Source organism: Qipengyuania sp. (assembly GCF_965277845.1).
In the GTDB taxonomy this organism is placed as follows: domain Bacteria; phylum Pseudomonadota; class Alphaproteobacteria; order Sphingomonadales; family Sphingomonadaceae; genus Qipengyuania.
In genome coordinates this window covers 1,939,513-1,959,624 of record NZ_OZ255844.1, presented here as the reverse complement: position 1 = coordinate 1,959,624, position 20,112 = coordinate 1,939,513, and the positions used below count along the sequence as shown (strand labels likewise).

The 20,112-nt window shown below is 64.1% G+C and carries 23 protein-coding genes; 4 read left to right on the top strand and 19 right to left on the bottom strand.

The window, feature by feature from the left end; genetic code table 11:
• Positions 1 to 11: 11 nt before the first annotated feature.
• Positions 12 to 1,835, bottom strand: a complete 1,824-nt coding sequence (glmS, locus tag ACQY4G_RS09570) for a glutamine--fructose-6-phosphate transaminase (isomerizing) (RefSeq protein WP_421990533.1) — start codon at positions 1,833 to 1,835, stop codon at positions 12 to 14.
• Between the two features lie 258 nt (positions 1,836 to 2,093).
• Here glmS and ACQY4G_RS09565 point away from each other — a divergent pair, with 258 nt between their 5' ends.
• Entirely contained in the window at positions 2,094 to 3,623 is a 1,530-nt protein-coding gene (locus ACQY4G_RS09565) for a CpaF family protein (protein WP_421990531.1), read from the top strand.
• Positions 3,624 to 3,704: 81 nt separating this feature from the next.
• Complete coding sequence (locus ACQY4G_RS09560) at positions 3,705 to 3,845, top strand: hypothetical protein (protein WP_421990529.1); 141 nt, start codon at positions 3,705 to 3,707, stop codon at positions 3,843 to 3,845.
• 3 nt (positions 3,846 to 3,848) lie between these two features.
• On the opposite strand, the gene ACQY4G_RS09555 is transcribed toward ACQY4G_RS09560, so the two are convergent.
• A complete protein-coding gene (locus ACQY4G_RS09555; RefSeq protein WP_421990527.1) occupies positions 3,849 to 4,079 on the bottom strand; it encodes a hypothetical protein in 231 nt (76 codons plus the stop codon).
• A gap of 116 nt (positions 4,080 to 4,195) precedes the next feature.
• Between ACQY4G_RS09555 and ACQY4G_RS09550 the strand changes: the two genes are divergently transcribed.
• Positions 4,196 to 4,324 (top strand): entericidin A/B family lipoprotein, encoded by a 129-nt coding sequence (locus ACQY4G_RS09550; protein ID WP_157075177.1) that lies wholly within the window; start codon positions 4,196 to 4,198, stop codon positions 4,322 to 4,324.
• A 125-nt stretch (positions 4,325 to 4,449) separates the two neighbouring features.
• Here ACQY4G_RS09550 and ACQY4G_RS09545 read toward each other — a convergent pair whose 3' ends face one another.
• The 17 genes from ACQY4G_RS09545 to ACQY4G_RS09465 all read right to left on the bottom strand — a co-directional run bounded on the left by ACQY4G_RS09545 (position 4,450) and on the right by ACQY4G_RS09465 (position 18,461).
• Positions 4,450 to 4,620: a hypothetical protein gene (locus ACQY4G_RS09545; protein WP_421990525.1), complete on the bottom strand. Its 171-nt coding sequence runs from the start codon at positions 4,618 to 4,620 to the stop codon at positions 4,450 to 4,452.
• Positions 4,621 to 4,680: 60 nt separating this feature from the next.
• Positions 4,681 to 5,274, bottom strand: a complete 594-nt coding sequence (locus ACQY4G_RS09540; protein ID WP_421990523.1) for a DUF938 domain-containing protein — start codon at positions 5,272 to 5,274, stop codon at positions 4,681 to 4,683.
• Positions 5,275 to 5,284: 10 nt separating this feature from the next.
• Positions 5,285 to 6,835, bottom strand: a complete 1,551-nt coding sequence (locus ACQY4G_RS09535) for a fatty acid--CoA ligase (protein ID WP_421990521.1) — start codon at positions 6,833 to 6,835, stop codon at positions 5,285 to 5,287.
• Positions 6,836 to 6,914: 79 nt separating this feature from the next.
• A complete protein-coding gene (locus ACQY4G_RS09530) occupies positions 6,915 to 7,364 on the bottom strand; it encodes an ABA4-like family protein (RefSeq protein WP_421990519.1) in 450 nt (149 codons plus the stop codon).
• Positions 7,364 to 8,065 carry an NAD(P)H-binding protein gene (locus tag ACQY4G_RS09525; RefSeq protein WP_421990517.1) on the bottom strand — a complete coding sequence of 234 codons (702 nt, stop codon included), beginning with the start codon at positions 8,063 to 8,065 and terminating at the stop codon, positions 7,364 to 7,366. Before ACQY4G_RS09525 ends, ACQY4G_RS09530 begins: the two co-directional genes overlap by 1 nt.
• Positions 8,058 to 9,218, bottom strand: coding sequence for a deoxyguanosinetriphosphate triphosphohydrolase (locus ACQY4G_RS09520; RefSeq protein ID WP_421990515.1), 1,161 nt, complete (start codon positions 9,216 to 9,218; stop codon positions 8,058 to 8,060). The genes ACQY4G_RS09525 and ACQY4G_RS09520 overlap by 8 nt, the downstream gene beginning before the upstream one ends.
• Before the next feature lie 140 nt (positions 9,219 to 9,358).
• Positions 9,359 to 10,477 carry a S8 family serine peptidase gene (locus ACQY4G_RS09515; protein WP_067691222.1) on the bottom strand — a complete coding sequence of 373 codons (1,119 nt, stop codon included), beginning with the start codon at positions 10,475 to 10,477 and terminating at the stop codon, positions 9,359 to 9,361.
• Positions 10,478 to 10,610: 133 nt separating this feature from the next.
• Positions 10,611 to 11,273 carry an aspartate/glutamate racemase family protein gene (locus ACQY4G_RS09510; protein WP_421990513.1) on the bottom strand — a complete coding sequence of 221 codons (663 nt, stop codon included), beginning with the start codon at positions 11,271 to 11,273 and terminating at the stop codon, positions 10,611 to 10,613.
• Between the two features lie 101 nt (positions 11,274 to 11,374).
• A complete protein-coding gene (locus ACQY4G_RS09505) occupies positions 11,375 to 12,355 on the bottom strand; it encodes an alpha/beta fold hydrolase (protein ID WP_291170223.1) in 981 nt (326 codons plus the stop codon).
• On the bottom strand, positions 12,352 to 13,359 hold the full coding sequence (locus tag ACQY4G_RS09500) for an SO2930 family diheme c-type cytochrome (RefSeq protein WP_428483063.1): 1,008 nt from the start codon (positions 13,357 to 13,359) through the stop codon (positions 12,352 to 12,354). Before ACQY4G_RS09500 ends, ACQY4G_RS09505 begins: the two co-directional genes overlap by 4 nt.
• Positions 13,356 to 14,546: a parallel beta-helix domain-containing protein gene (locus ACQY4G_RS09495; protein WP_421993606.1), complete on the bottom strand. Its 1,191-nt coding sequence runs from the start codon at positions 14,544 to 14,546 to the stop codon at positions 13,356 to 13,358. The genes ACQY4G_RS09500 and ACQY4G_RS09495 overlap by 4 nt, the downstream gene beginning before the upstream one ends.
• A gap of 56 nt (positions 14,547 to 14,602) precedes the next feature.
• On the bottom strand, positions 14,603 to 14,947 hold the full coding sequence (locus ACQY4G_RS09490; protein ID WP_421990509.1) for a hypothetical protein: 345 nt from the start codon (positions 14,945 to 14,947) through the stop codon (positions 14,603 to 14,605).
• A gap of 15 nt (positions 14,948 to 14,962) precedes the next feature.
• Positions 14,963 to 16,543, bottom strand: a complete 1,581-nt coding sequence (locus ACQY4G_RS09485) for an NAD(P)(+) transhydrogenase (Re/Si-specific) subunit beta (RefSeq protein WP_421990507.1) — start codon at positions 16,541 to 16,543, stop codon at positions 14,963 to 14,965.
• Positions 16,543 to 16,827, bottom strand: a complete 285-nt coding sequence (locus tag ACQY4G_RS09480; RefSeq protein ID WP_291170217.1) for an NAD(P) transhydrogenase subunit alpha — start codon at positions 16,825 to 16,827, stop codon at positions 16,543 to 16,545. The genes ACQY4G_RS09485 and ACQY4G_RS09480 overlap by 1 nt, the downstream gene beginning before the upstream one ends.
• Positions 16,827 to 17,105 (bottom strand): hypothetical protein, encoded by a 279-nt coding sequence (locus ACQY4G_RS09475; protein WP_067691237.1) that lies wholly within the window; start codon positions 17,103 to 17,105, stop codon positions 16,827 to 16,829. The genes ACQY4G_RS09480 and ACQY4G_RS09475 overlap by 1 nt, the downstream gene beginning before the upstream one ends.
• A 98-nt stretch (positions 17,106 to 17,203) precedes the next feature.
• Positions 17,204 to 18,331: an NAD(P) transhydrogenase subunit alpha gene (locus ACQY4G_RS09470; RefSeq protein ID WP_421990505.1), complete on the bottom strand. Its 1,128-nt coding sequence runs from the start codon at positions 18,329 to 18,331 to the stop codon at positions 17,204 to 17,206.
• 4 nt (positions 18,332 to 18,335) lie between these two features.
• Positions 18,336 to 18,461 carry an aa3-type cytochrome c oxidase subunit IV gene (locus ACQY4G_RS09465; RefSeq protein ID WP_083508203.1) on the bottom strand — a complete coding sequence of 42 codons (126 nt, stop codon included), beginning with the start codon at positions 18,459 to 18,461 and terminating at the stop codon, positions 18,336 to 18,338.
• Positions 18,462 to 18,650: 189 nt separating this feature from the next.
• Here ACQY4G_RS09465 and ACQY4G_RS09460 point away from each other — a divergent pair, with 189 nt between their 5' ends.
• Positions 18,651 to 20,069: a sigma-54-dependent transcriptional regulator gene (locus ACQY4G_RS09460; RefSeq protein WP_421990503.1), complete on the top strand. Its 1,419-nt coding sequence runs from the start codon at positions 18,651 to 18,653 to the stop codon at positions 20,067 to 20,069.
• Positions 20,070 to 20,112: the final 43 nt, after the last annotated feature.

The following is a 20,112-nucleotide window of genomic DNA, read 5'->3' as shown; positions in this document are numbered from 1 at the left end:
GCGACGCTAAGTCATTCCACCGTAACGGATTTTGCCAGGTTGCGCGGCTGGTCGACATCCGTGCCTTTGACGCAGGCCACGTGATAAGCGAGCAGTTGGACCGGGATGGCATAGACCAGCGGCGCGATCAGCGGGTGGACACGCGGCATTTCGATGGTCGCCAGGCAGCCCTCGCCGGCTTCTTGCAGACCCTGCGCATCGGAAATCAGCACGATCTTCCCACCGCGGGCGCGTACCTCTTCCATGTTGGATACGGTCTTTTCGAACAGCGGCCCGGACGGCGCCAGAACGATCACCGGCACATCGTCGTCGATCAGCGCGATGGGGCCATGCTTCATCTCGCCGCTGGCATAGCCTTCTGCATGGATATAGCTGATTTCCTTGAGCTTCAGTGCCCCTTCCAAGGCCAGCGGAAAATCGGGACCCCGGCCAAGATAGAGCACGTCGCGCGCCGGGGCGATGAGATGCGCCATGCTGGCGATATCCTCGTCATGATCGAGCGCGGCATTGAGGCAGGCGGGCGCCTCGAGCAGATGTGCCACAACGTCCTGCTCCTCCTCACGGCTCATCAGACCTTTCTTGACCGCCATATGCGCGGCCAGCGCGGCCAGCACCGCCAGCTGGCAGGTGAAGGCCTTGGTCGAAGCGACACCGATCTCTGGCCCGGCATGGGTCGGAAGCAGCAGGTCCGCCTCGCGTGCCATCGAGCTCGTCGGCACGTTGACGATGACCCCGATCGTCTGGTCGTTTTCCTTGCAATGCCGCAGCGCCGCGAGCGTATCCGCAGTCTCCCCGCTTTGCGAGATGAACAGCGCAAGGCCGCCTTCTTCCAGCACCGGCTCGCGATAACGAAACTCCGACGCCACATCGATATCGACCGGTACACGCGCGAACTGTTCGAACCAGTATTTCGCCACCATGCCGGCATAGAACGAGGTACCGCAGGCGACGATCGTGATGCGCTTGATGCTGGAAATATCGAAATCGAACTGCGGTAGGGCCACCGCATTGTCCGACCGGCGCAGGTAGGAGCCGAGCGTCTGCGCGACCACGGTGGGCTGCTCGAAGATCTCCTTCTGCATGAAGTGCCGGTAATTGCCCTTCTCGACCGCCGCCGCCGAAGCTCCCGAAGCGCGGACTTCACGCTCGACCTGCTCGTTTTCGGCATCGTAAATGGTCGCGCCCTCGCGCGTGACGACCACCCAGTCGCCTTCCTCGAGATAGCTGATCTGCTGGGTCAGCGGCGCCAGCGCCAGCGCGTCCGAACCGATATAGGTCTCGCCCTCACCATAGCCGACCACCAGCGGCGAGCCGCGCCGCGCTCCGATCAGCAGGTGGGGATGGTCGCGGAAGGCGATCGCCAGCGCGAAGGCACCGCGCAGGCGCGGCAGGACATCGGCCACCGCCTCTTGCGGGCTTGCGCCCTCTTCCACCCGACGCGAGACGAGGTGGGCGACCACTTCGCTGTCGGTATCGCTTTCCAGCGTCCGCCCGGCCTCGCGCAATTCGGCGCGCAATTCCTTGAAATTCTCGATAATCCCATTGTGGACCAGCGCCACGTGATCGGTCGCATGCGGATGCGCGTTGGTGGCCGTAGGCGCGCCATGCGTGGCCCAGCGAGTGTGTGCGATACCGATCTCGCCCGGAGCGGGATTGCTCGCGAGTTCGGCAACGAGATTGTTGAGCTTGCCTTCGGCGCGCCGACGAACAAGCTGACCGTCGTGTAGTGTGCAGATCCCGGCGCTGTCATAGCCGCGGTACTCCATCCGGCGCAGGCCGTCGACGAGCCGATCCGCGACCGGCTGAGCACCGACGATACCGATAATTCCACACATGAACCCACTTCTCCAAATAGCTGATCGCGCCGAGACTTAGCCGTTATTCGGAAGCAATCAATCGGTCCACCGGAAAGGCCGCTCCGGACCCGGGAAAATCGCACGGTTTCAGGCCGTGGTCGGCAGCGTTCAGGGCCCTCGGCCATTAGGGAAAAATCAAGGTTTCCTTTCTATTCACCACGCCTAGAGAGACGGGCTTTGCCGTAGGTTCGCAAAGGCTGACTGGATCAAACTTGAGTTTCCTCGGGGGTTACCGGAATGAGCGCATTCGGACGGAAGAACGGACCGGCAGGCATGAGCGCCGGTGCCCGTCCGCAGTTCGGTGTCGCCAAGCCCATGCGTGGCGGCACGCCCACCCCCGCGCAATCGCGTAACGATGGCGACAAGGGCGGCGAGCAATTCCCGCCGCTGCCCGAAACTGACGCGCCTTCCGCTCCGACCGGCGCCGCCATGAACGGCGACGCAATGTCGCGGCTCGAAGAGCGCATGAATTCCACTCATTCGAACCAGAGCGAAGTCGGCGGGTTCGAAGCGAGCATCCACAAGATCAAGGAACAGGTGCTTCCGCGCCTGCTCGAACGCGTCGACCCGGAAGCCGCGGCCACGCTGTCGAAAGACGAGCTGTCGGAAGAATTCCGCCCGATCATCATGGAAGTGCTGGCCGAGCTCAAGGTCACGCTCAACCGCCGCGAACAGTTCGCGCTCGAGAAGGTTCTCGTCGACGAACTGCTCGGCTTCGGTCCGCTCGAAGAATTGCTCAACGACCCCGATGTTTCGGACATCATGGTCAACGGCCCCGACCAGACCTACATCGAAAAGAAGGGCAAGCTGGTCATCGCGCCGATCAAGTTCCGCGACGAGACCCATCTTTTCCAGATCGCCCAGCGCATCGTGAACCAGGTCGGCCGCCGCGTCGATCAGACCACGCCGCTGGCCGACGCGCGCCTCAAGGACGGCTCACGTGTGAACGTAATCGTGCCGCCGCTTTCGCTGCGCGGCACTGCGATTTCTATTCGTAAATTCTCCGAGAAACCCATCACGCTCGATATGCTCAAGGACTTCGGTTCGATGAGCGAGAAGATGTGTACCGCGCTCAAGATCGCGGGCGCGTGCCGTATGAACATCGTCATTTCGGGCGGTACGGGCTCGGGTAAGACGACCATGCTCAACGCCCTGTCGAAGATGATCGACCCGGGCGAGCGCGTGCTGACCATCGAGGACGCCGCGGAACTTCGTCTGCAGCAACCGCACTGGTTGCCGCTCGAAACGCGCCCGCCCAACCTCGAAGGCCAGGGCGCGATCACCATCGGCGACCTCGTTAAGAACGCCCTGCGTATGCGTCCCGACCGCATCATCCTGGGTGAGATTCGCGGCGCGGAGTGTTTTGACCTCCTCGCCGCCATGAACACCGGCCACGACGGGTCGATGTGTACGCTTCACGCCAACAGCCCGCGCGAGTGCCTCGGCCGTATGGAAAACATGATCCTGATGGGCGACATCAAGATCCCGAAGGAAGCGATTTCGCGCCAGATCGCGGAATCGGTCGACCTGATCGTGCAGGTGAAGCGGCTGCGCGACGGTTCACGCCGCACCACCAACATCACCGAGGTGATCGGGATGGAAGGCGACGTGATCGTGACGCAGGAACTGTTCAAGTTCGAATATCTCGAAGAGAGCGAGGACGGGAAGATCATGGGCGAGTTCCGCTCATCGGGTCTGCGCCCGTATACGCTCGAAAAGGCGCGTCAGTTCGGCTTCGACCAGGCCTATCTCGAAGCTTGTCTTTAGGATCGCGCCGGGCGGCGTCGAGTCCATACAATCAGGCACGGCTCCGATGTCGTATACCTCCGCAAGAGGCAGGACGACTCGATGCTCGACAAGATTCTCTTTCCGAAGGCTACGAAGGCCAAGCGCAAGCAACGGCAGCGCAGTTGCGATCGGGAAAGGCATTTCGAAGCGCTTTACATGCAGAGCTTCACCGAAATGCGCGCACGCAGCCACAAGGATTGAGCGCTAGCCCTTGATGATCCCCGGAATGGCGACGGCCAGCAATCCGCCGCCGATCACCGCGAAGACCAGGAAGAGCCCGGTCCAAGGCATCCAGCCCACCCGGTTGATCTGCGCGCGCTTCAGCCGGCGCCGCTCCATCGCCATGCAGACCAGCGCGGCGAACAGGAACGCGCCGCCCCAATAGGCGACCAGTTCGGCATCGCTGGCGAAACGCAGGAAATCGGGTTTGAACACGGCCCGGCCATATGGGTGCCGCGCCCCTTCAGCGCAACAGGCCGGGGAACCGCGGCGCCATGCTTCCGTTGTCGTATCGGAAACCCGGACGGGGTACCTTTTGGGAAGGACCGACGATGATCAAGAAAATCCTGCTCGCACTCGGCATTACCTCGATGACGCTGACCGCAGCCGCATGCAACACCGTGCGCGGTGTCGGCAGCGACCTGCAATCGGCCGCCAACGCAGTCGACGAGGAAACCTGAGCCACTCGCACAAGCGAAAGTGAAACGCCCGCCCTGACCCGGCGGGCGTTTTCTTGTGTGCGCTGGGAGCTTGCGCGGCGACCGCGCATGGTTTGGCTTGTTTTGGGGTGGAAAGCGGACCTTGCTCAGCCCGCAATTTTTCCCTGCTGCCGCTTCTGGCGAACCTTACTCTTAACTCGACGCTTCTCGAGAATTTCAAGCGCGTCTTCATCGCCCTCGGCAAACATCACGTCGATCTCAGCGGCGGATTTGTCGTCAAACACCTCTTTGTAGGTTTGGTGCTTACTACGGCTCATAAAAAGCAATGTATTGTGCAGTGCCGATGTCCGCAATGGCGTCGTTAGCGGTCATTGCGATTAATGCTTGCGATACACCAGCACGAGATTGTTTGCCGGCATTTCATGGCGGGCAGTACGGCGCAGGTCTTCGGCCGTGGCAAGGTCGTCGAGGTCGGCAACATCGCGCAGGCCCCAGCGGGGATCGCGTGCCTTAAGGCTCTGGTCGAAAGCGAGATTCGAGGGGGCCGTCTCCACATCGTTCTCGATAAACGGGCCATAGAGGATCAGCGGGGCGCCGGCGGCCAGCAGCTTGGCCGCGCCTGCGAACAGGCCCACGGTCGCCTGCCACGGGCTGATGTGGATCATATTGACGCACAGGACCGCATCCGCGCTCTCGACCGGCCAATCGCCCGCTGCCGCATCGAGCGCGATCGCGGGACGCAAATTGGAAAGCCCCGCCTCCTGCGCCCACGCATCGACCGAGTGCAGCGCATCTATTGCGCAATCGCTGGGTTGCCAATCGAGATCGGGAAAGCGCCGCGCCATGAACACTGCGTGTTCGCCGGTCCCGCTGGCCACTTCCAACACGAGGCCGGAACCCGGCAATTCGCGCGCCAGCACATCGGCGAGCGGTTCGGAATTGCGCGCGGTGGCGGGCGCGTGGCGTTTCACGCGAGCGCCCTCAATTGACCTGCCGCTCGCGGCCTTCCCAATAGGGTGCCCGCAGCTCGCGGCGCAGGATCTTGCCGCTGGCATTACGCGGCATCACTTCGATTACATCGACCGACTTGGGCACCTTGAATCCGGCCAGTCGCTCGCGCGTGAAGGCGATGATGTCCTTGGGATCGACCTCGCTGCCGGGCCTTGGCACCACGCAGGCCTTGACCGCCTCGCCCCAGGTGTCGTCGGGCACGCCGATCACCGCAACCTCGCCAACCGCCGGATGGCCGTAAATCGCGCTTTCGACCTGTGCGGGATAGACGTTCTCGCCGCCCGAAATGATCATGTCCTTGATCCGGTCCTGGATGTAGACGTAGCCGTCCTCGTCCATATAGGCGGCATCGCCGGTGTGCATCCAGCCGTCCTTGAGCGCGCTTTTCGTCGCATCGGGCAGGTGCCAGTAGCTCTGCATGTTCGACGGGCTCTTGCAGATCAGCTCGCCCACCTCGCCGCGCGGCAATTCCTGGCCATCCTCGCCCACCACCTTGAGCTCGGCGCCCGGGACCGCCCTGCCCGCCGACTTCATCCGCTCGTTGCCTTCGAGCGTATGGTCCTCGGGCGGGAGCATGGCGATGGTCCCGGTGGTTTCGGTCATGCCGTAGCATTGCAGGAAGCCCGCGCCGGGGATCGTCTGAACCGCCTCGCGCAGCAGGTCGAGCGGAATCGGCGCCGCGCCGTAGAGCACATATTTGACCGCCGACATGTCGGTATCTTTCGCGCGCGGATGCTGGATCACCATCTGCAGCGCGGCGGGAACGATGAACAGGCGGGTAATCCCCTGTTCGAACCCGTCGAGCACGCCGTCGGGCGTGAATTCCGCCTGCACGATGGCGCGAATGCCCGCCGCCATGGCCATGATCCCCAGCCCGGTCCCGCCGATATGCGCGCAAGGCATGCAGATCAGGATCGCCTCGTCATCGTCCCATTGCGACCACGGCTGCGCGGCTTCTTCGGCGGGCTGGCGGAGCGAAAACAGATTCGCATTGGTCAGCACCGCGCCCTTGGGGTTGCCAGTGGTGCCCGAGGTATAGAGCTGGAGCACGGCATCGTCGGGCCCTGCGGCAGTGAATTCGTCCGCCGGCGCGGCGGCGATCTCCGCTTGCGCCGTGGGTGTATCGATCACCGTCGGCGGGCTGTCCATTTCGGCGCAGGCCTTGGCTGCAAGGTTCTCGAAGCCATTGTCGAGGAAGAGCAGCTTGGCTCCCGTATCGCCGAGGATGTAGGCGACTTCGGGCGGGGCCAGCCGCCAGCCGATCGGCACCGTGACCACACCCATGCGCGCGGCGGCATAGAACAGTTCGAAGTAAAGCCGCGCATTCTTACCGAGCCAGGCGATCCGGTCGCCCTTCTTCAGGCCCTTTCCGCCCAGCATCGCCACGATCTGGCGCGAACGATCGTCCAATTTCGCGAAAGTCAGCGCCTCACCATCCTGTTCGAGCGCCACCTGGTCGGGCTTTTCCTGCGCCCAGTGCCGGATCAGCTCATCGAAAGTGAGCATCTCGCCGTCTGCCATTCATCCTCTCCGCTGTTTTCAGCTGTGCGAGGCATCATGGCATGGCGGTTGCTGCGCGCAACCCGATTTCGGCGCAGGATTATTGCCAGCGTCCCTGCTCGCGTGCGCGTCTCTCGCGGATCGCGAGCCACAGGAACAGGCCGAGCGGGCCGGCGAAGAATGTCGCCAGCAGGATCGGTGCCTGGAGCAGGCGCGAAAAGCCCTTCGCATCGGCATCGCGCGCGATCCACAGGCCGACGAAGAGGTCGAAGGCGAGGTAGTGGATCCAGCCGATCGTCACCCCGCCATCGCTGGCGAAGATTGCCCTTACGCCTTCGATGGTCGAGAAATCGGCCGAACCATCGGACCCGCCCGGATCGAACGCACCCGAGAGTATCCCGACGATGCCGACCGAATAGGCGAGACACAGCAGGCCCACCCCGACATACAACACCGCCGCCAGCAGCGCGGGCCAGCGCGGCGCGAGGATCAACGCCGCCCACATGACCATGGCGAGAATATTCGCAGCGCCGAAAGCCGTATCCCACATCAGACCGCCTCCCGTTCGATCTGCGGCAGGGTCTTCGCTGCGCGCAGGATTGCGTCATTGTCGTGCACGAAGCGCCCGCGCGCCGCGCGCTTGGCGAGCGCCAGCGCGGCCTGCGCGACGATCTCCGCCTTGATACCGCGATATTTCCGGTACTTGCCGTGAAGCAGCAGGTTGGCGACCGGCGCCGCCGCGATGCCGAGGCGTTCGGCGGGACGCCGGTCGTTCTCGCGCTTCCCGCGCAGCAAGCCGGGCCGCAGGATATCCAGCCGATCGAAACGCAGCTTGGTCAGATCGCGCTCCACCTCGCCCTTCACGCGCAGATAGAAGGCCCGTGCCATCGGGTCCGCACCGACCGAACTGACATGGACGAAGCGCTCGACGCCCAGTTCATTCGCTGCCCGGGCGGTATCGAGCACCAGATCGTGATCGACCGCGCGGAACGCCGCTTCGTCCTCGCCCGCCTTCTTCCAGGTCGTGCCCAGCGCGCAGATGACCGCCTTTGGACGCACCGCCTCGATCACCTCGCCCCATTTGGCGGGCTCGGCCACGAACAGCTCCATCCTGATGCCGCGCGGCAGCTTGACCTCGCGCCGGGCGATGCCCGTGAGGCGGACGTCTTCGCGACCGATGCATTGCTCGATCACGGTGGTACCGATCAGGCCGGTGGCACCGATCAGGGCGATGCGGATCGCATCAGACATTGCTCAACCCTTCCGGCGCGCGACCGTATATCCGGCGGCACTGGTCGATGGCGTAGCGATCGGTCATTCCGGCGATGAAATCGGCGATATGGCGGCTTCGTTCGGGTTCCTGTTCGGGAAGCGAGGCGAGCCAGGCGTCGGGCATGGTCGTCGGATCCTGGTGGTAGGCCGCGAACAGACGCGAAATGACATCGCGCGCACGCTCGGCGGTATCGATCTGCTCCTTGTGATAGTAGAGCCGATCGTACATGAACCGCTTGAGCGCGCGTTCCTGGTCTTGCATCGCGGGCGAGAAGCCTGCCAGCTGGCGCCCGGCGCCGCGCACGCCTTCGACGCTGTCGATATCCCCGAGCTGCCTGCGTGTGTGAGAGAGCAGATCGTTGACCATCAAGCCGATCTGCGTGCGCACCAGTTCGCGCAATTGCCGTTCGCGCGGGGCACGGGGAAAGCGCTTTTCGACCGCACGCCACTGTTCGGCGAGCCAATCGAGCGCAAGCAGGTCTTCCAGATCGAGAAAACCAGCACGCAGCCCGTCGTCGATATCGTGATTGTCATAGGCGATATCGTCCGCGATCGCAGCCACCTGAGCCTCGAGGGAAGGCCATGTCGACAGGTCGAGCGCAAAAGCCCGGTCGATTTCCGCCAGCGCCCAGTTGGGAGCAGTCACCGGCCCATTGTGCTTCGCCAGCCCTTCCAGCGTTTCCCAGGTAAGGTTCAGCCCCTCGTGATCGCAATAGGGGCTCTCGAGACGCGCCAGCGTTCGCAGTCCTTGAGCATTGTGATCGTAGCCACCGGCATTTGCCATCGCGTCTTCGAGCGCCTTTTCGCCCGCATGGCCGAAGGGCGGATGGCCGATATCGTGACCGAGGCACAGCGCTTCGGTGAGATCCTCGTCGAGGCCGAGTTCACGCGCGAGCACACGCCCGATCTGCGCAACCTCGATGCTGTGGGTCAGGCGGGTGCGATAGTGATCCCCGTCGGGTGCGATGAAGACCTGCGTCTTGGAACGCAGTCGACGAAAAGCGATCGAATGGACGATCCGGTCGCGGTCGCGCTGGAATTCGCTGCGCGGCCCGCGCGAGCCCTCGCGTTCCTCGTTGAATTCGCGTCCGCGGCTGGCGGCGGGATCGGAGGCATAGGGAGCTCTGTGCATGCCCGGGGAGGCTTAGGTGAGCGCCCCGAGTGCGACAACGTGAACGAAATGCGAACCCGCACGGTTTTCGGCAGAAAGAAGGGGCTGCGCGCCAGACGACACGCAGCCCCGTCGAGGTGAAGGTTTGCGACCCTCGTCGATCAGCGAACGCCGATCCTGTCGGCAGTGCCATCCGGGTCGCCCGCTACGGTGCGATCCCAATTGATGGTGCCGAGCAGCAGGATGCCGGCGGCATGCGGGGCCGCCATCGAGGTTCCCGAAAGCGTGGCATAGCCGCCGTCCTTGTAGGTCGAGGGTATGGCCGAGCCGGGCTCGGCATAGTCGACCGGCGGATTGCCGTAGTTCGAGAAGCTCGACCAGGTATCGCCCTGGGCGAAGCTGGAAATAGTGTAGATGTTCGGCCCATTCGCCGAAGCGGGCGACTTGGTGGTCGCGCTGGTGGATTCATTGCCGGCCGCGAGCGTAAACTTGAGGCCCGTGGAAGCAGCGGCGATCACAGCATCGTTGAGCGCCTGGCTGAAGCCGCCACCGAGGCTCATATTGGCGACATCGCCGTTACCCGCGATCTGGGCCGCGTAATCCACCCCCGCGATCACGCCGCTGGTCGAACCGGAACCGCGCCGATCGAGCACCTTGATGCCGATCACCGTGGTTCCCGGAGCAACGCCGACAACACCGATGCCATTACCCGCAATCGCAGCGATCGTACCGGCGACGTGAGTACCATGGCCGTTGCCGTCATCGGCGTTCTTGTCGCGGGTGAAATTCACCGAGAGCGAGGCATCGACGTTGAGATCGGGATGATCGAGATCGACGCCGCTATCGATCACCAATGCGCGGCCTGCCGCGGCTTGGGTCCCGCCGCCGACGCGTGTGACACCCCAGGGGGTGGTCTCGGCCGGGTCGCTGGAGCCGCCACCCGGCCCCTTGCCCGGTGGCGGGGCGACGATGCTCATCACCTGGTCCTGTTCGCAATAGGCGATGCGCGGATTCTTCGCCTGCATGTTTGCGACCCCGCGAGCCGAAGCATTCAACGCGAACCCGCGAATGGTGTTTCTATATTCGTGCTTCACCTGACCGCCCGCTGCCTGGGCGGCGCGATTGGACTCGGCCTTCACATTGCCCTTGGACACGAGGCCGGGCTGGAAGACGCAGATATAGCTGTTTTCGATCTTTTGCGCCGCGGCAGGCGCAGCAAGACTCGCACCGGCAAGCGCAATAAGGCTCGCGGTCGCGAGGCGACCCATTGTAATCTTCATAAACGCAGTCCCTTCCCTTGGATTAGGAAGGAAAACATGCCTTACGCTGCGACGACATCAATACAGCTAAAGTTAATTGCCGTCGGAAAACTTCCAACTGTCACCAAAATGTCGCGTTCTTACAAGTCGGGGCTCATTCCAGAATCCAATTCGCGGCAGCGCGGCAGTGGATATCGGTGGAGTCGAATACCGGAAGCACGTTGGCATCGGTGTCGACGACCATCTCGAGTTCGGTACAGGCAAGCACGATCGCCTGCGCGCCCTCTTTCTCCTTCATGGTGATGATCGTCTTGAGCGCGCGCTCCGCATCGCGGGTGACGCGGCCCAGCATCAATTCCTTGTAGATGATCCCGTCGACCATCTCGACGTCGTCCGGATTGGGCGGCAGCAGGTTGACGCCGTGGTCGACCAGCCGCTTGCGATAGAAGCTCTCGGTCATCACGAAACGCGTGCCCAGCAATGCCGCGTTCTGGCAATCGGTCTGCGCCATCGCGGCCCCCACGCTGTCGGCTATGTGCAGGACGGGAATCGAAACCGCTTCGGTGATCCGGTCGTGGACCTTGTGCATGGCATTGGCGGCGATCACGAGGCCTTCGGCACCGGCGCTTTCGAGGCGGCGGGCGGATTCGACCAGCGTCCCGGCGATGGCGTCCCAATCGTCGGCATTCTTGGCTGCGGCTATCGGGGCATAGTCCAGGCTTTCGATGAGCAGCGGAGGGCTCGCCAGTGGCGGGGCCTGCTTCTGCACGAATTTGTTGATCCGTTCGTAATAGGCGCGGGTCGAGATCCAGCTCATACCCCCAATGATGCCGAGCTTGCGCAAGCGTCCGTCCTTTTCCACCCTGTTGATCGCGTGATCGCGGTTGGCCCGCGTATCAGGGGCTTAGAACGGACGGGCTACGAGGCGGTTCCTTCGTTTTCGCCCGCTTCGGATGAGAGCGCTTCCGCCAGCCAGGCCTGGAGGTCGGCAACGCTGCGTTCGGGCGCTTCTTCCATCGGGATATGGCCGATGCCGGGATAGCTGGCGAGCGTGGCATTGGGCAGATGATCCATGTACCAGCCCGCTGCGGCATAGGGGATCAGGCTGTCTTCCTCGCCCCACATCACCAGCGTAGGGACTTCGACGGCGGCGACCTGTTCGGCGGAAAAGGCCTCGCGAGGCGTGGCGAAGCGCTGGCGCGTCGCCGTGCGGTTGCCCGGATAGCGGGCGAGTTCCCAATAGCGATCGACCGCTTCGGGCGTAACGATGCTCTGATTGCTGACGCTTTGCGACAGGCTGCGTTCGATCAGCGAGCGCGGCAGCAGCTGGCTCATCGCATCGCCGATCACCGGCACGCCCGCCAGCGTGAAAGCCAGATTGCCGCCGCCTTCGCGCTCGATCGGGGCACCGCTGGCATCGACCAGTACGAGACCGTCGAGCCGGTCCGGGTTCTCGATCGCGTAGCCCATCGCGATCGCGCCGCCCATCGAATTGCCTGCCAGCGTGAAGCGCTCGATATCGAGCGCATCGGCAACCGCATCGATATCCTCGATGAAGCCGTCCAGCGCGTAATTGCCGTCCGCTACCGGGCCGGTCAGTCCGTGACCGCGCTGATCGTAACGGACCACGCGATAGTCGCTCTTCAGGGCATCGGCCCAGTGCTGCCAGGTATGCAGGTCGGCGTTCGAGCCGTGCAGCAGCATAATCACCGGCGCATCGCGCGGGCCCTCGTCGCGCACATGCACGCGCCGGTCGCCGTCGATGGCGAGCATGCGCGAGGGCGCGGCGCCGTATTTCGCCTGCATCTCGGCCGGATCGGTATCGGGGACGCGCAGCACGAGGAATGCGACGACCAGCACGAGCGCCAGAACGCCGAGCACACGCCAGAACCATTTCAAGGGGCCATCTCCTCGATCCAGCGACGCACGATGTCGAGTCCTTCCTCGTCCACCGTGGCCTTGCCCAGTTCGGGCATGGCGATGCCCGGTTCGGGGCTTGCCATCCGATAGGTGAGGATCGAGCTGTCGGGCGATCCCGGCACGATATCGTACAGATGCCCGCCCGCCCCGCGCCCGGCGGCGACGGGCCGCTTGCCCACGCCGAGCGCTTCTGGCGATTGCTGTTCCCAGCGCAGGTCGAGCCCGCTGTTCGACGCCATCGCGCCGGGACGGTGGCAATGCGCGCAATTGACGTCGAGATAGGCGCGCGCAGCGGCGGTCAGATCGGCGCTTTCGCGGTGCTCCCACACGGGGAACTGATCCGCATCCTGCGGCATGCGGTCGACCAGCCCGGCCTCGACCACGCCGGCCAGCCATTCGCCGGAAAGGTTGCGCGCCTTGGGGCCGATGGGAACCACCTGGCCGTCGAGGCCGTGGCATTCCTTGCACTGGTTCTTGTTCGGAACGCGGTAGCTGATCGCCTCGCCCCTGGGCGTGGTCAGGTCGAGCCGGGCACCTGCAATGGCGAGCCGCGCCTCGGTCTGTTCCTCGTTCCACAGATAGGGCAGCGCGAGCCAGCCGCTGGCGCGATGGAGCAGCACGCGGGTTTCGATGAGGCGGCGATCAGCGCCCTCGCCGAAAGCGAAGGTCTTGATCAGCGCGGTACCGACCGGAAACTCGAGCAGCCCCTCGCCCTGCGCGCCCATCTGCGCTCCCTCGGGCAAATAGACGAAGCGCAGCTTGTCCGCCCCGTCCGAATAGAGCGGCGTGTTGAGCCGGTAGGGCGTGACGCGCGCTTGGGGGACCTGGCCCGCAGGATCGGCAAAGAACCCGAAATCGGACAGGCTGCGCGGCAGGCCTTCGTCCATGATCGCCGCATCGGTGTCGATCCGCGGCGTGCCTGTGCTCGCCACCGCCGCAACCGCACTGGCCAGTGCGGCACAGAAGATGGCGCGGCGAATCATCCGCCCAGCCTTTCGTCGAGTGCGGCGGGTGCGCCGATGCCGCTGCGGTCGAAGTCACCACTCGGCGCAGAAACCGCCAGTGGAGAGGGCTGCGCGCCTTCGAGGCCGACGCCCTGCTCCGTCAGATTGAGGCTCCATCCCGCAGTCCCCTCGACCACTGCAAGCGAACCAAGCCCGTCCCACATCACCGGCGGCAATTCGCCACCGAAAGCCGCGAGCAGCGTGTCCGCGCCATCGAGCTGCGGATCGTAGCCGCCGCCGTCATAAATGTTCTCGCCCACCACGACCTCGCGCGGGAACGGGTTGTAGCGCTCGTCCTCGAAGCTCTGCGTATAGGCGATGACCATGATCGGCGCGGTCGGGTTGCCCGAGAGGATATTGTCCTCGACCAGCACATTGTCGTTGGCCATCACCATGATACCCGTGCCGCGCCGCACGCCCGCCACGATATTTCCCGGAGGGGCGAAATTGGGCGTGTCGTTGGCGACCACGAGATTGTTCGCCACGACCACATTGCCGCCGCCCATTACCGGCAGGTCGGGGAGGTCGAACACGAGGATCCCGCCCGTATTGCGCGTGGCGATATTGTGCTCGACCAACGCATTGCGGCTGTTCTCGATCTCGATTCCAGCGACATTGGCCTCGGCGATCGAATTGCGCACGGTGATGCGGTTCGACTGGCCGACATAGATGCCCGCATCGCTCGCGCCGGTAACCTTGACCCCGTCGACCAGCACGCCGGTGCTTTCGACCGGATAGATGCCATAGGCACCGTTTTCGGGATGCGGGCCGCGGGTCCACGTCACGCGGAGGCGGTGATAGACGATATTGTCCGCGCCCTTGGACTTGATCCCGTCGCCCTTGGGATTCTCCAGCGCGAAATCGCGCAGCGTGACATTGTCGCTGGTGACCAGCATGCCCTCGCCCGAGCCCGCTTGCGTGGTGAAATCGAGTATGGTCCCGTCCATCCCCTCGCCCCGCACGGTCACACCGTCCACATCGAGGCTGAGGCCATCGGTCAGCACATAACGCCCCGCGGCGAGCACGATTTCGTCCCCCGGCTCGGCGAGAATCAGCGCTTCCTGCAACTCCTGCTGCGCGTTCTCGCCCGGCGCGATATTGTGCGTGGTGGCAAGGGCCGGTGCGGCAGTCGCCAGCAGAACGGCGGCAATCGACAGTCTGGTCATCATGAGTCTCTCCCCTGCAACCTATTGTGCCGCAAGGATTTGCGATTGCAAGCGTATCAAGTGCCGGAAAAGGCACAGATCGCCGCCGAACTGGCGGCCACCTCGACAACCTCGGGATCGTCGACGCGGCGCACGCGTTCGAGAAATCCTGCCACGCTCAGGGGAATGTCCGCCTCATCCTCCTCGGGGCGCAGGTTTTCGAGCTTCCGGATTTGTCCGACGGACAGCCGCTCCGCCATGCGGGTGGCCATGCATTCGGCCATCGGCTGCGGCAGGCCGCGCGCGACCAGTTCGTTCTCCAGCCGGTCCTCCACCGTGCCCTGTAGACCGCCGCCTATGGTAGCCCAGACGACAGCCGCGCCCGCCACCAACAGGGCCAGCACGATGAGGACGCGTTTCATGGCGGTCCGGCGTCCCTAATCCAGCGCCTTGACGATTTCCTCGACCATCTTCTTCGCGTCGGACAGCAGCATCATGGTCTGGTCCATGTAGAAGACGTCGTTGTCGACCCCGGCATAGCCGACGCCGCCCATGCTGCGCTTGATGAAGAAGACCTGTTTGGCCTTGTCGACGTCGAACACGGGCATGCCGTAGATGGGCGATGACTTGTCGGTCTTGGCGGCCGGATTGACCACGTCGTTCGCGCCGATGATGAAGGCGACGTCGGCTTGCGCGAATTCGCTGTTGATGTCCTCCAGTTCGAAGACCTTGTCGTAATCGACGCTGGCTTCTGCGAGCAGCACGTTCATGTGTCCGGGCATGCGGCCCGCGACGGGATGGATGGCGAACTTCACCTCGACGCCCTTTTCCTCGAGCAGGTCGGTCATCTCGCGCAGCGCGTGCTGCGCCTGTGCCACCGCCATGCCGTAACCGGGGATGATGATGACCTTATCGGCCTGTTCGAGCATGAAGGCCGCATCGTCGGCGCTGCCCTGTTTGTAGGGACGCTGCTCCCTCGCCTCGCCGCCGCCCGCGGCATCGTCGGCGCCGAAGCCGCCCGCGATCACCGAAATGAAGCTACGGTTCATCGCGCGGCACATGATGTAGCTGAGGATCGCGCCCGAAGAGCCGACCAGCGCGCCGGTGATGATCATCGCGGTATTGCCCAGCGTGAACCCCATCGCCGCCGCGGCCCAGCCCGAATAGCTGTTCAGCATCGACACCACGACCGGCATGTCCGCCCCGCCGATCGGGATGATCAGAAGGAAGCCGATGAGGAAGGCGAGCACGGTCAGCGCGACGATCAAGGGCAGCGTCTCCGCCGGCCCCGTCGCCATGGCGAACAGAGCGGTCAATACGAGGATCGCCACCAGCGTGCCGAGATTGATGACATGGCGCGCGGGCAGCAGGATCGGCGATCCGCTCATCCGGCCCGACAGCTTGGCGAAAGCGATGACCGAGCCGGAGAAGGTGATCGCACCGATGGCGATGCCCAGCCCCATCTCGACCTTGCTCACTGCGCCGATACTGTCGCCCACAAGCAGTCCGAAGGCGCCCGGATTGAGATAGGCCGCCCAGCCCACCAGCACGGCGGCCATACCCACCAGCGAGTGGAAGCCGGCGACCAGCTCGGGCATGGCCGTCATCGCGATACGGCGAGCGATCAGGAAGCCGATCGACCCGCCGATAACGATCGCGATGGCTATCTCGACGATGTTAGCGACGTCGTGCGTGACGAGCGTCGTGGCCACCGCGATCAGCATGCCGGCCATGCCGAAGCGATTGCCGCGGCGGCTGCTCGTGGGGCTCGACAACCCGCGCAGCGCGAGGATGAAGAACACGCCCGAAACGAGATAGGCCAGCGCGACCCAAGGATTTACTGGCTCGGCCGAAGCGGCATGGGCGGGGGTGGCGAAGGCCAGAAGCCCTAGGAAACCGGTCCACGTCACCCCGGACTTGATCCGGGGTCGGTGCTTTTCTCCCACCGCCTCGCTAGAAGAGAGCACCACCCCGGCTCGGTGGCCGGGGCGACGAAGGAGCAAGGTGAGCGCCTGCATCACTTCTTCTCCTTCTTCTTGTACATTGCCAGCATGCGCTCGGTAACGGCGAAGCCGCCGAAGATGTTGACGCTTGCCAGCACCACGCCCGCCAGGCCGAGCCACTTGGCGACATCGCTCCCCGCCTCGGCCGCCGCGATCAGCGCGCCGACTATGATCACGGAAGAAATCGCATTGGTCACCGCCATCAGCGGTGTGTGCAGCGCGGGTGTGACCGACCAGACCACGTAATAGCCGACGAAACACGCCAGCACGAAAATCGACAGGATCGAAATGAAGTCCATTACCCAGCCTCCGTCACTATTGCCGCCTCAAGGGCATCATTTGCCTCAGCATAAGCCTCGAGGCTGGATTCTTCTGGTGCATCTTGCATCTGGAAAGGGCAGATTTTATCGGTCACCGCATCGGTCTCTTCCCAAGAAGTTTTTGCAGCCATTAGCTTTTCGTCCAATCCGGCCTGCCATCCTTCGAACAACAAATTTTCGGTGCGCTCTACCTCTCCCCAGTAGGAGCGAATTTCTGTTCGCGGATCCAACGCTGCGCAAACCCGAGCGTCACGCATTGACCAATACGCATCGCTCAAAACGCCATCGGTCAATTGTTCGCCAGGCGAGGTTGCGCCCCAGGAAGCTAAGAGCAGAGCTAAAGCTATTCCCCCCTTCAACCCGCCAGCCTCTCATTGACGACCTTCCCGCCTTGCGTCAGCCGCACGGCGTCGCCGATTTCCTCGTCGAGCACGGGCTTTCCAGCCTCCTTGTCCCAGAAAGCGGAGAGGAAATTGTAGAGGTTGCGCGCGAACAGGGCCGATGCGTCGGTAGCCAGGTGCCCGGCGGTGTTGGAATAGCCGACGATGGTCACGCCATGCTTCTCGACCACCTCGTCGGGCTTCGAGCCTTCGACATTGCCGCCCTGCGCCACGGCTAGATCGAAGATCACGCTGCCCGGTTTCATGCTGGCGATCTGCGCGTCGGAGATTAGCCGCGGTGCGGGCTTGCCCGGAATCAAGGCGGTGGTGATGACGATGTCCTGCTTGGCGATATGGCCGGACACGAGCTCGGCCTGGGCGTTGCGGTATTCCTCGCTCATTTCCGAGGCATAGCCGCCCGATCCCTCGCCCTCGATCCCCTCGACATGCTCGACGAAGATCGGCTTCGCGCCGAGCGACTGGATCTGCTCCTTCGTCGCGCTGCGCACATCGGTCGCACTGACCTGTGCGCCCAGCCGCCTGGCGGTGGCGATCGCCTGCAGGCCCGCAACGCCGACGCCCATCACGAAAACCTTGGCCGCCTGCACCGTGCCGGCGGCGGTCATCATCATCGGGAAGGCGCGGCCATATTGGTTGGCCGCGGTCAGCACCGCCTTGTACCCGGCGAGGTTCGACTGGCTGGAGAGGACATCCATGCTTTGCGCGCGCGTGATGCGGGGCATGAATTCCATCGACAGCGCCTCGAGACCCGCCTTGGCATAGGCCTCGACCGTGTCGCCGTTGCGGAAGGGATCGAACGTGGCCGCGACCCACGCGCCCTGCTTCGCACCCGAAAGCGCAGCCACATCGGGGGCTTGGACGCCGAGGACGATGTCCGCCCCCTCGACCGCCTTGGGGCCGGACACCACCTCCGCCCCTGCTTCGCGATAGGCCTCGTCGGTGATCGCCGCGCCGAGACCGGCGCCTTCCTCGACCGCGACCGTGGCCCCGAGAGCGGCGAATTTCTTCGCCGTCTCTGGCGTCAGCGCGACCCGATCCTCACCGGGCGCGCGCTCTTTCAGCACCGCGATGCGTAGCGCCATGCGCTTATTCGGCGATCAGGATAATGACGAGCAGGGTAATCACCGCGATCAGCGGCACCGACCATTTGAGCAGGCCGATGAAGCTGTCGTAGGTTCGGTTGTGCGCCTTGTGGTCGTTGGCGGATTTCATCGTGGTTTGTCCCCGTGTGGAATTGATTTGACTGGTGGTCTATCGCGCGCCCGCGCGCTGCTCAAGCCCTGCTTTTGCGCCCTTCCCCGATGGACAGGCTTAATCGGCTCTTTACCCGTTTCGGATAGGACGGATGCACCCGGACGTAATGTTGCGTCCGCTGGGCCCGAGGGAGCGCACCGAACACTCATGGCGACACGCAAATCTCGCCTGTTGATGCTGATCGACGACGAACCGGCGCAAAGCCGGCTCGTGACGGCGATCGCCGCGCGCGACGGCTGGCGCACGCTGACCGTGGCCAGCGGCGAGGAAGCGCTCGAAATGCTGGCCTCGCCCGAAGGCAGCGAAGTGCGCGCAATCCTGCTCGACCAGTGGGTCCCGGGCGATGCCGCCTGCGACCTGATCCGCGAGTTGCGCGCCGCACGCCCCGAGGCACCCGTGCTGATGCTCACAGCCAGCACCTCTCCGATGCTCGCGATCGAGGCGATGCGCGCGGGCGCTACCGATTATCTCGTCAAGCCGATCGATCCCGACCGCATGCTGCAGGCGCTCGCCGGCGCGACCCGTGCCGGACGGCCGAATGCCGAACTCCAGCCGATGACCGAAAAGCTGCCGCACCCGGTCGACTTCGATGCGATGGTCGGCACTGCCGCGCCCTTCCGCACCGCCCTCGCCAAGGCCGCCACCGCCGCGCGCGGCCATGCGCATGTCGTGGTCGAGGGCGAGAGCGGTACGGGCAAGGACATGCTGACCCATGCGATGCATGCCGCAAGCACCCGCGCCAAGGCGACCATGCGTGTGGTCCATTGCGGCGGAGTCCCGCCTGCCTCGCTCGAATCGCTCCTGTTCGGCCACGAGAAAGGGGCCTTTGCGGGGGCCTTCGATCGCCAGAAGGGGCTGTTGGAGCATTGCGACGGCGGAACGCTGGTCCTCGACGATGTCGACCGCCTGCCGACCCATCAGCAGGAGCGGCTTGCCGACGTCCTTGACAGCGGGATCGTGCGCCCGACCGGCGCGACGCACGGCTTCCGGATCGACCTGCGCATCTTCGCCACCAGCGATTTCGCACTCGACGAGCTGGTCGAGGCTGGAGAATTCTCGCGGGAACTCTACGACCAGATTTCCGCCACAATCATCCGTCTGCCAGCATTGCGCGACCGTCTCGGCGATCTGCCCGCGCTGACCCGCTATTTCCTCGCCAAGATCGGCGAACAGCCTGGATTGAAGCACCATTCGATCGCCGACAGCGCCCTGAGCCTGCTCGAAGCCTACGACTGGCCCGGCAATATCCGCCAGCTGCAGGCAGTGCTGTTTCGTGCTTGCGTGTTCGAACAGCGCGAGGCGCTGACCGCTCACAGCTTCCCGCAACTCGCCGAAATGCTCGGCGACCAGGGCGACCGGGGCGAAAGCCGCATGCGCGGACTGGGCGTCCTGCTCTATACCGACGATGGCAATGTCCGCCCGCTGGAAGAGATCGAGGCCGACATCATCCGCCTCGCCATCGGCCATTATCGCGGTCGCATGACCGAAGTCGCGCGCCGCCTCGGCATCGGGCGCTCGACGCTTTACCGCAAGCTCGGCGAACTCGGTATCGACAACGCGGCATGAGCTTGCCATAGGGCGCGCAAACGACCGGGAGTACCTCAGGTGA

What these genes read in the sequence shown, in the direction of transcription:
- glmS (WP_421990533.1), bottom strand. Translation starts at nt 1,835, where the DNA reads ATGTGTGGAATTATCGGTATCGTCGGTGCTCAGCCGGTCGCGGATCGG.
- ACQY4G_RS09565 (WP_421990531.1), top strand. Translation starts at nt 2,094, where the DNA reads ATGAGCGCATTCGGACGGAAGAACGGACCGGCAGGCATGAGCGCCGGT.
- ACQY4G_RS09560 (WP_421990529.1), top strand. Translation starts at nt 3,705, where the DNA reads ATGCTCGACAAGATTCTCTTTCCGAAGGCTACGAAGGCCAAGCGCAAG.
- ACQY4G_RS09550 (WP_157075177.1), top strand. Translation starts at nt 4,196, where the DNA reads ATGATCAAGAAAATCCTGCTCGCACTCGGCATTACCTCGATGACGCTG.
- ACQY4G_RS09545 (WP_421990525.1), bottom strand. Translation starts at nt 4,620, where the DNA reads ATGAGCCGTAGTAAGCACCAAACCTACAAAGAGGTGTTTGACGACAAA.
- ACQY4G_RS09535 (WP_421990521.1), bottom strand. Translation starts at nt 6,835, where the DNA reads ATGGCAGACGGCGAGATGCTCACTTTCGATGAGCTGATCCGGCACTGG.
- ACQY4G_RS09530 (WP_421990519.1), bottom strand. Translation starts at nt 7,364, where the DNA reads ATGTGGGATACGGCTTTCGGCGCTGCGAATATTCTCGCCATGGTCATG.
- ACQY4G_RS09525 (WP_421990517.1), bottom strand. Translation starts at nt 8,065, where the DNA reads ATGTCTGATGCGATCCGCATCGCCCTGATCGGTGCCACCGGCCTGATC.
- ACQY4G_RS09520 (WP_421990515.1), bottom strand. Translation starts at nt 9,218, where the DNA reads ATGCACAGAGCTCCCTATGCCTCCGATCCCGCCGCCAGCCGCGGACGC.
- ACQY4G_RS09515 (WP_067691222.1), bottom strand. Translation starts at nt 10,477, where the DNA reads ATGAAGATTACAATGGGTCGCCTCGCGACCGCGAGCCTTATTGCGCTT.
- ACQY4G_RS09510 (WP_421990513.1), bottom strand. Translation starts at nt 11,273, where the DNA reads ATGAGCTGGATCTCGACCCGCGCCTATTACGAACGGATCAACAAATTC.
- ACQY4G_RS09500 (WP_428483063.1), bottom strand. Translation starts at nt 13,359, where the DNA reads ATGATTCGCCGCGCCATCTTCTGTGCCGCACTGGCCAGTGCGGTTGCG.
- ACQY4G_RS09495 (WP_421993606.1), bottom strand. Translation starts at nt 14,546, where the DNA reads ATGACCAGACTGTCGATTGCCGCCGTTCTGCTGGCGACTGCCGCACCG.
- ACQY4G_RS09490 (WP_421990509.1), bottom strand. Translation starts at nt 14,947, where the DNA reads ATGAAACGCGTCCTCATCGTGCTGGCCCTGTTGGTGGCGGGCGCGGCT.
- ACQY4G_RS09485 (WP_421990507.1), bottom strand. Translation starts at nt 16,543, where the DNA reads ATGCAGGCGCTCACCTTGCTCCTTCGTCGCCCCGGCCACCGAGCCGGG.
- ACQY4G_RS09480 (WP_291170217.1), bottom strand. Translation starts at nt 16,827, where the DNA reads ATGGACTTCATTTCGATCCTGTCGATTTTCGTGCTGGCGTGTTTCGTC.
- ACQY4G_RS09475 (WP_067691237.1), bottom strand. Translation starts at nt 17,105, where the DNA reads ATGCGTGACGCTCGGGTTTGCGCAGCGTTGGATCCGCGAACAGAAATT.
- ACQY4G_RS09470 (WP_421990505.1), bottom strand. Translation starts at nt 18,331, where the DNA reads ATGGCGCTACGCATCGCGGTGCTGAAAGAGCGCGCGCCCGGTGAGGAT.
- ACQY4G_RS09465 (WP_083508203.1), bottom strand. Translation starts at nt 18,461, where the DNA reads ATGAAATCCGCCAACGACCACAAGGCGCACAACCGAACCTACGACAGC.
- ACQY4G_RS09460 (WP_421990503.1), top strand. Translation starts at nt 18,651, where the DNA reads ATGGCGACACGCAAATCTCGCCTGTTGATGCTGATCGACGACGAACCG.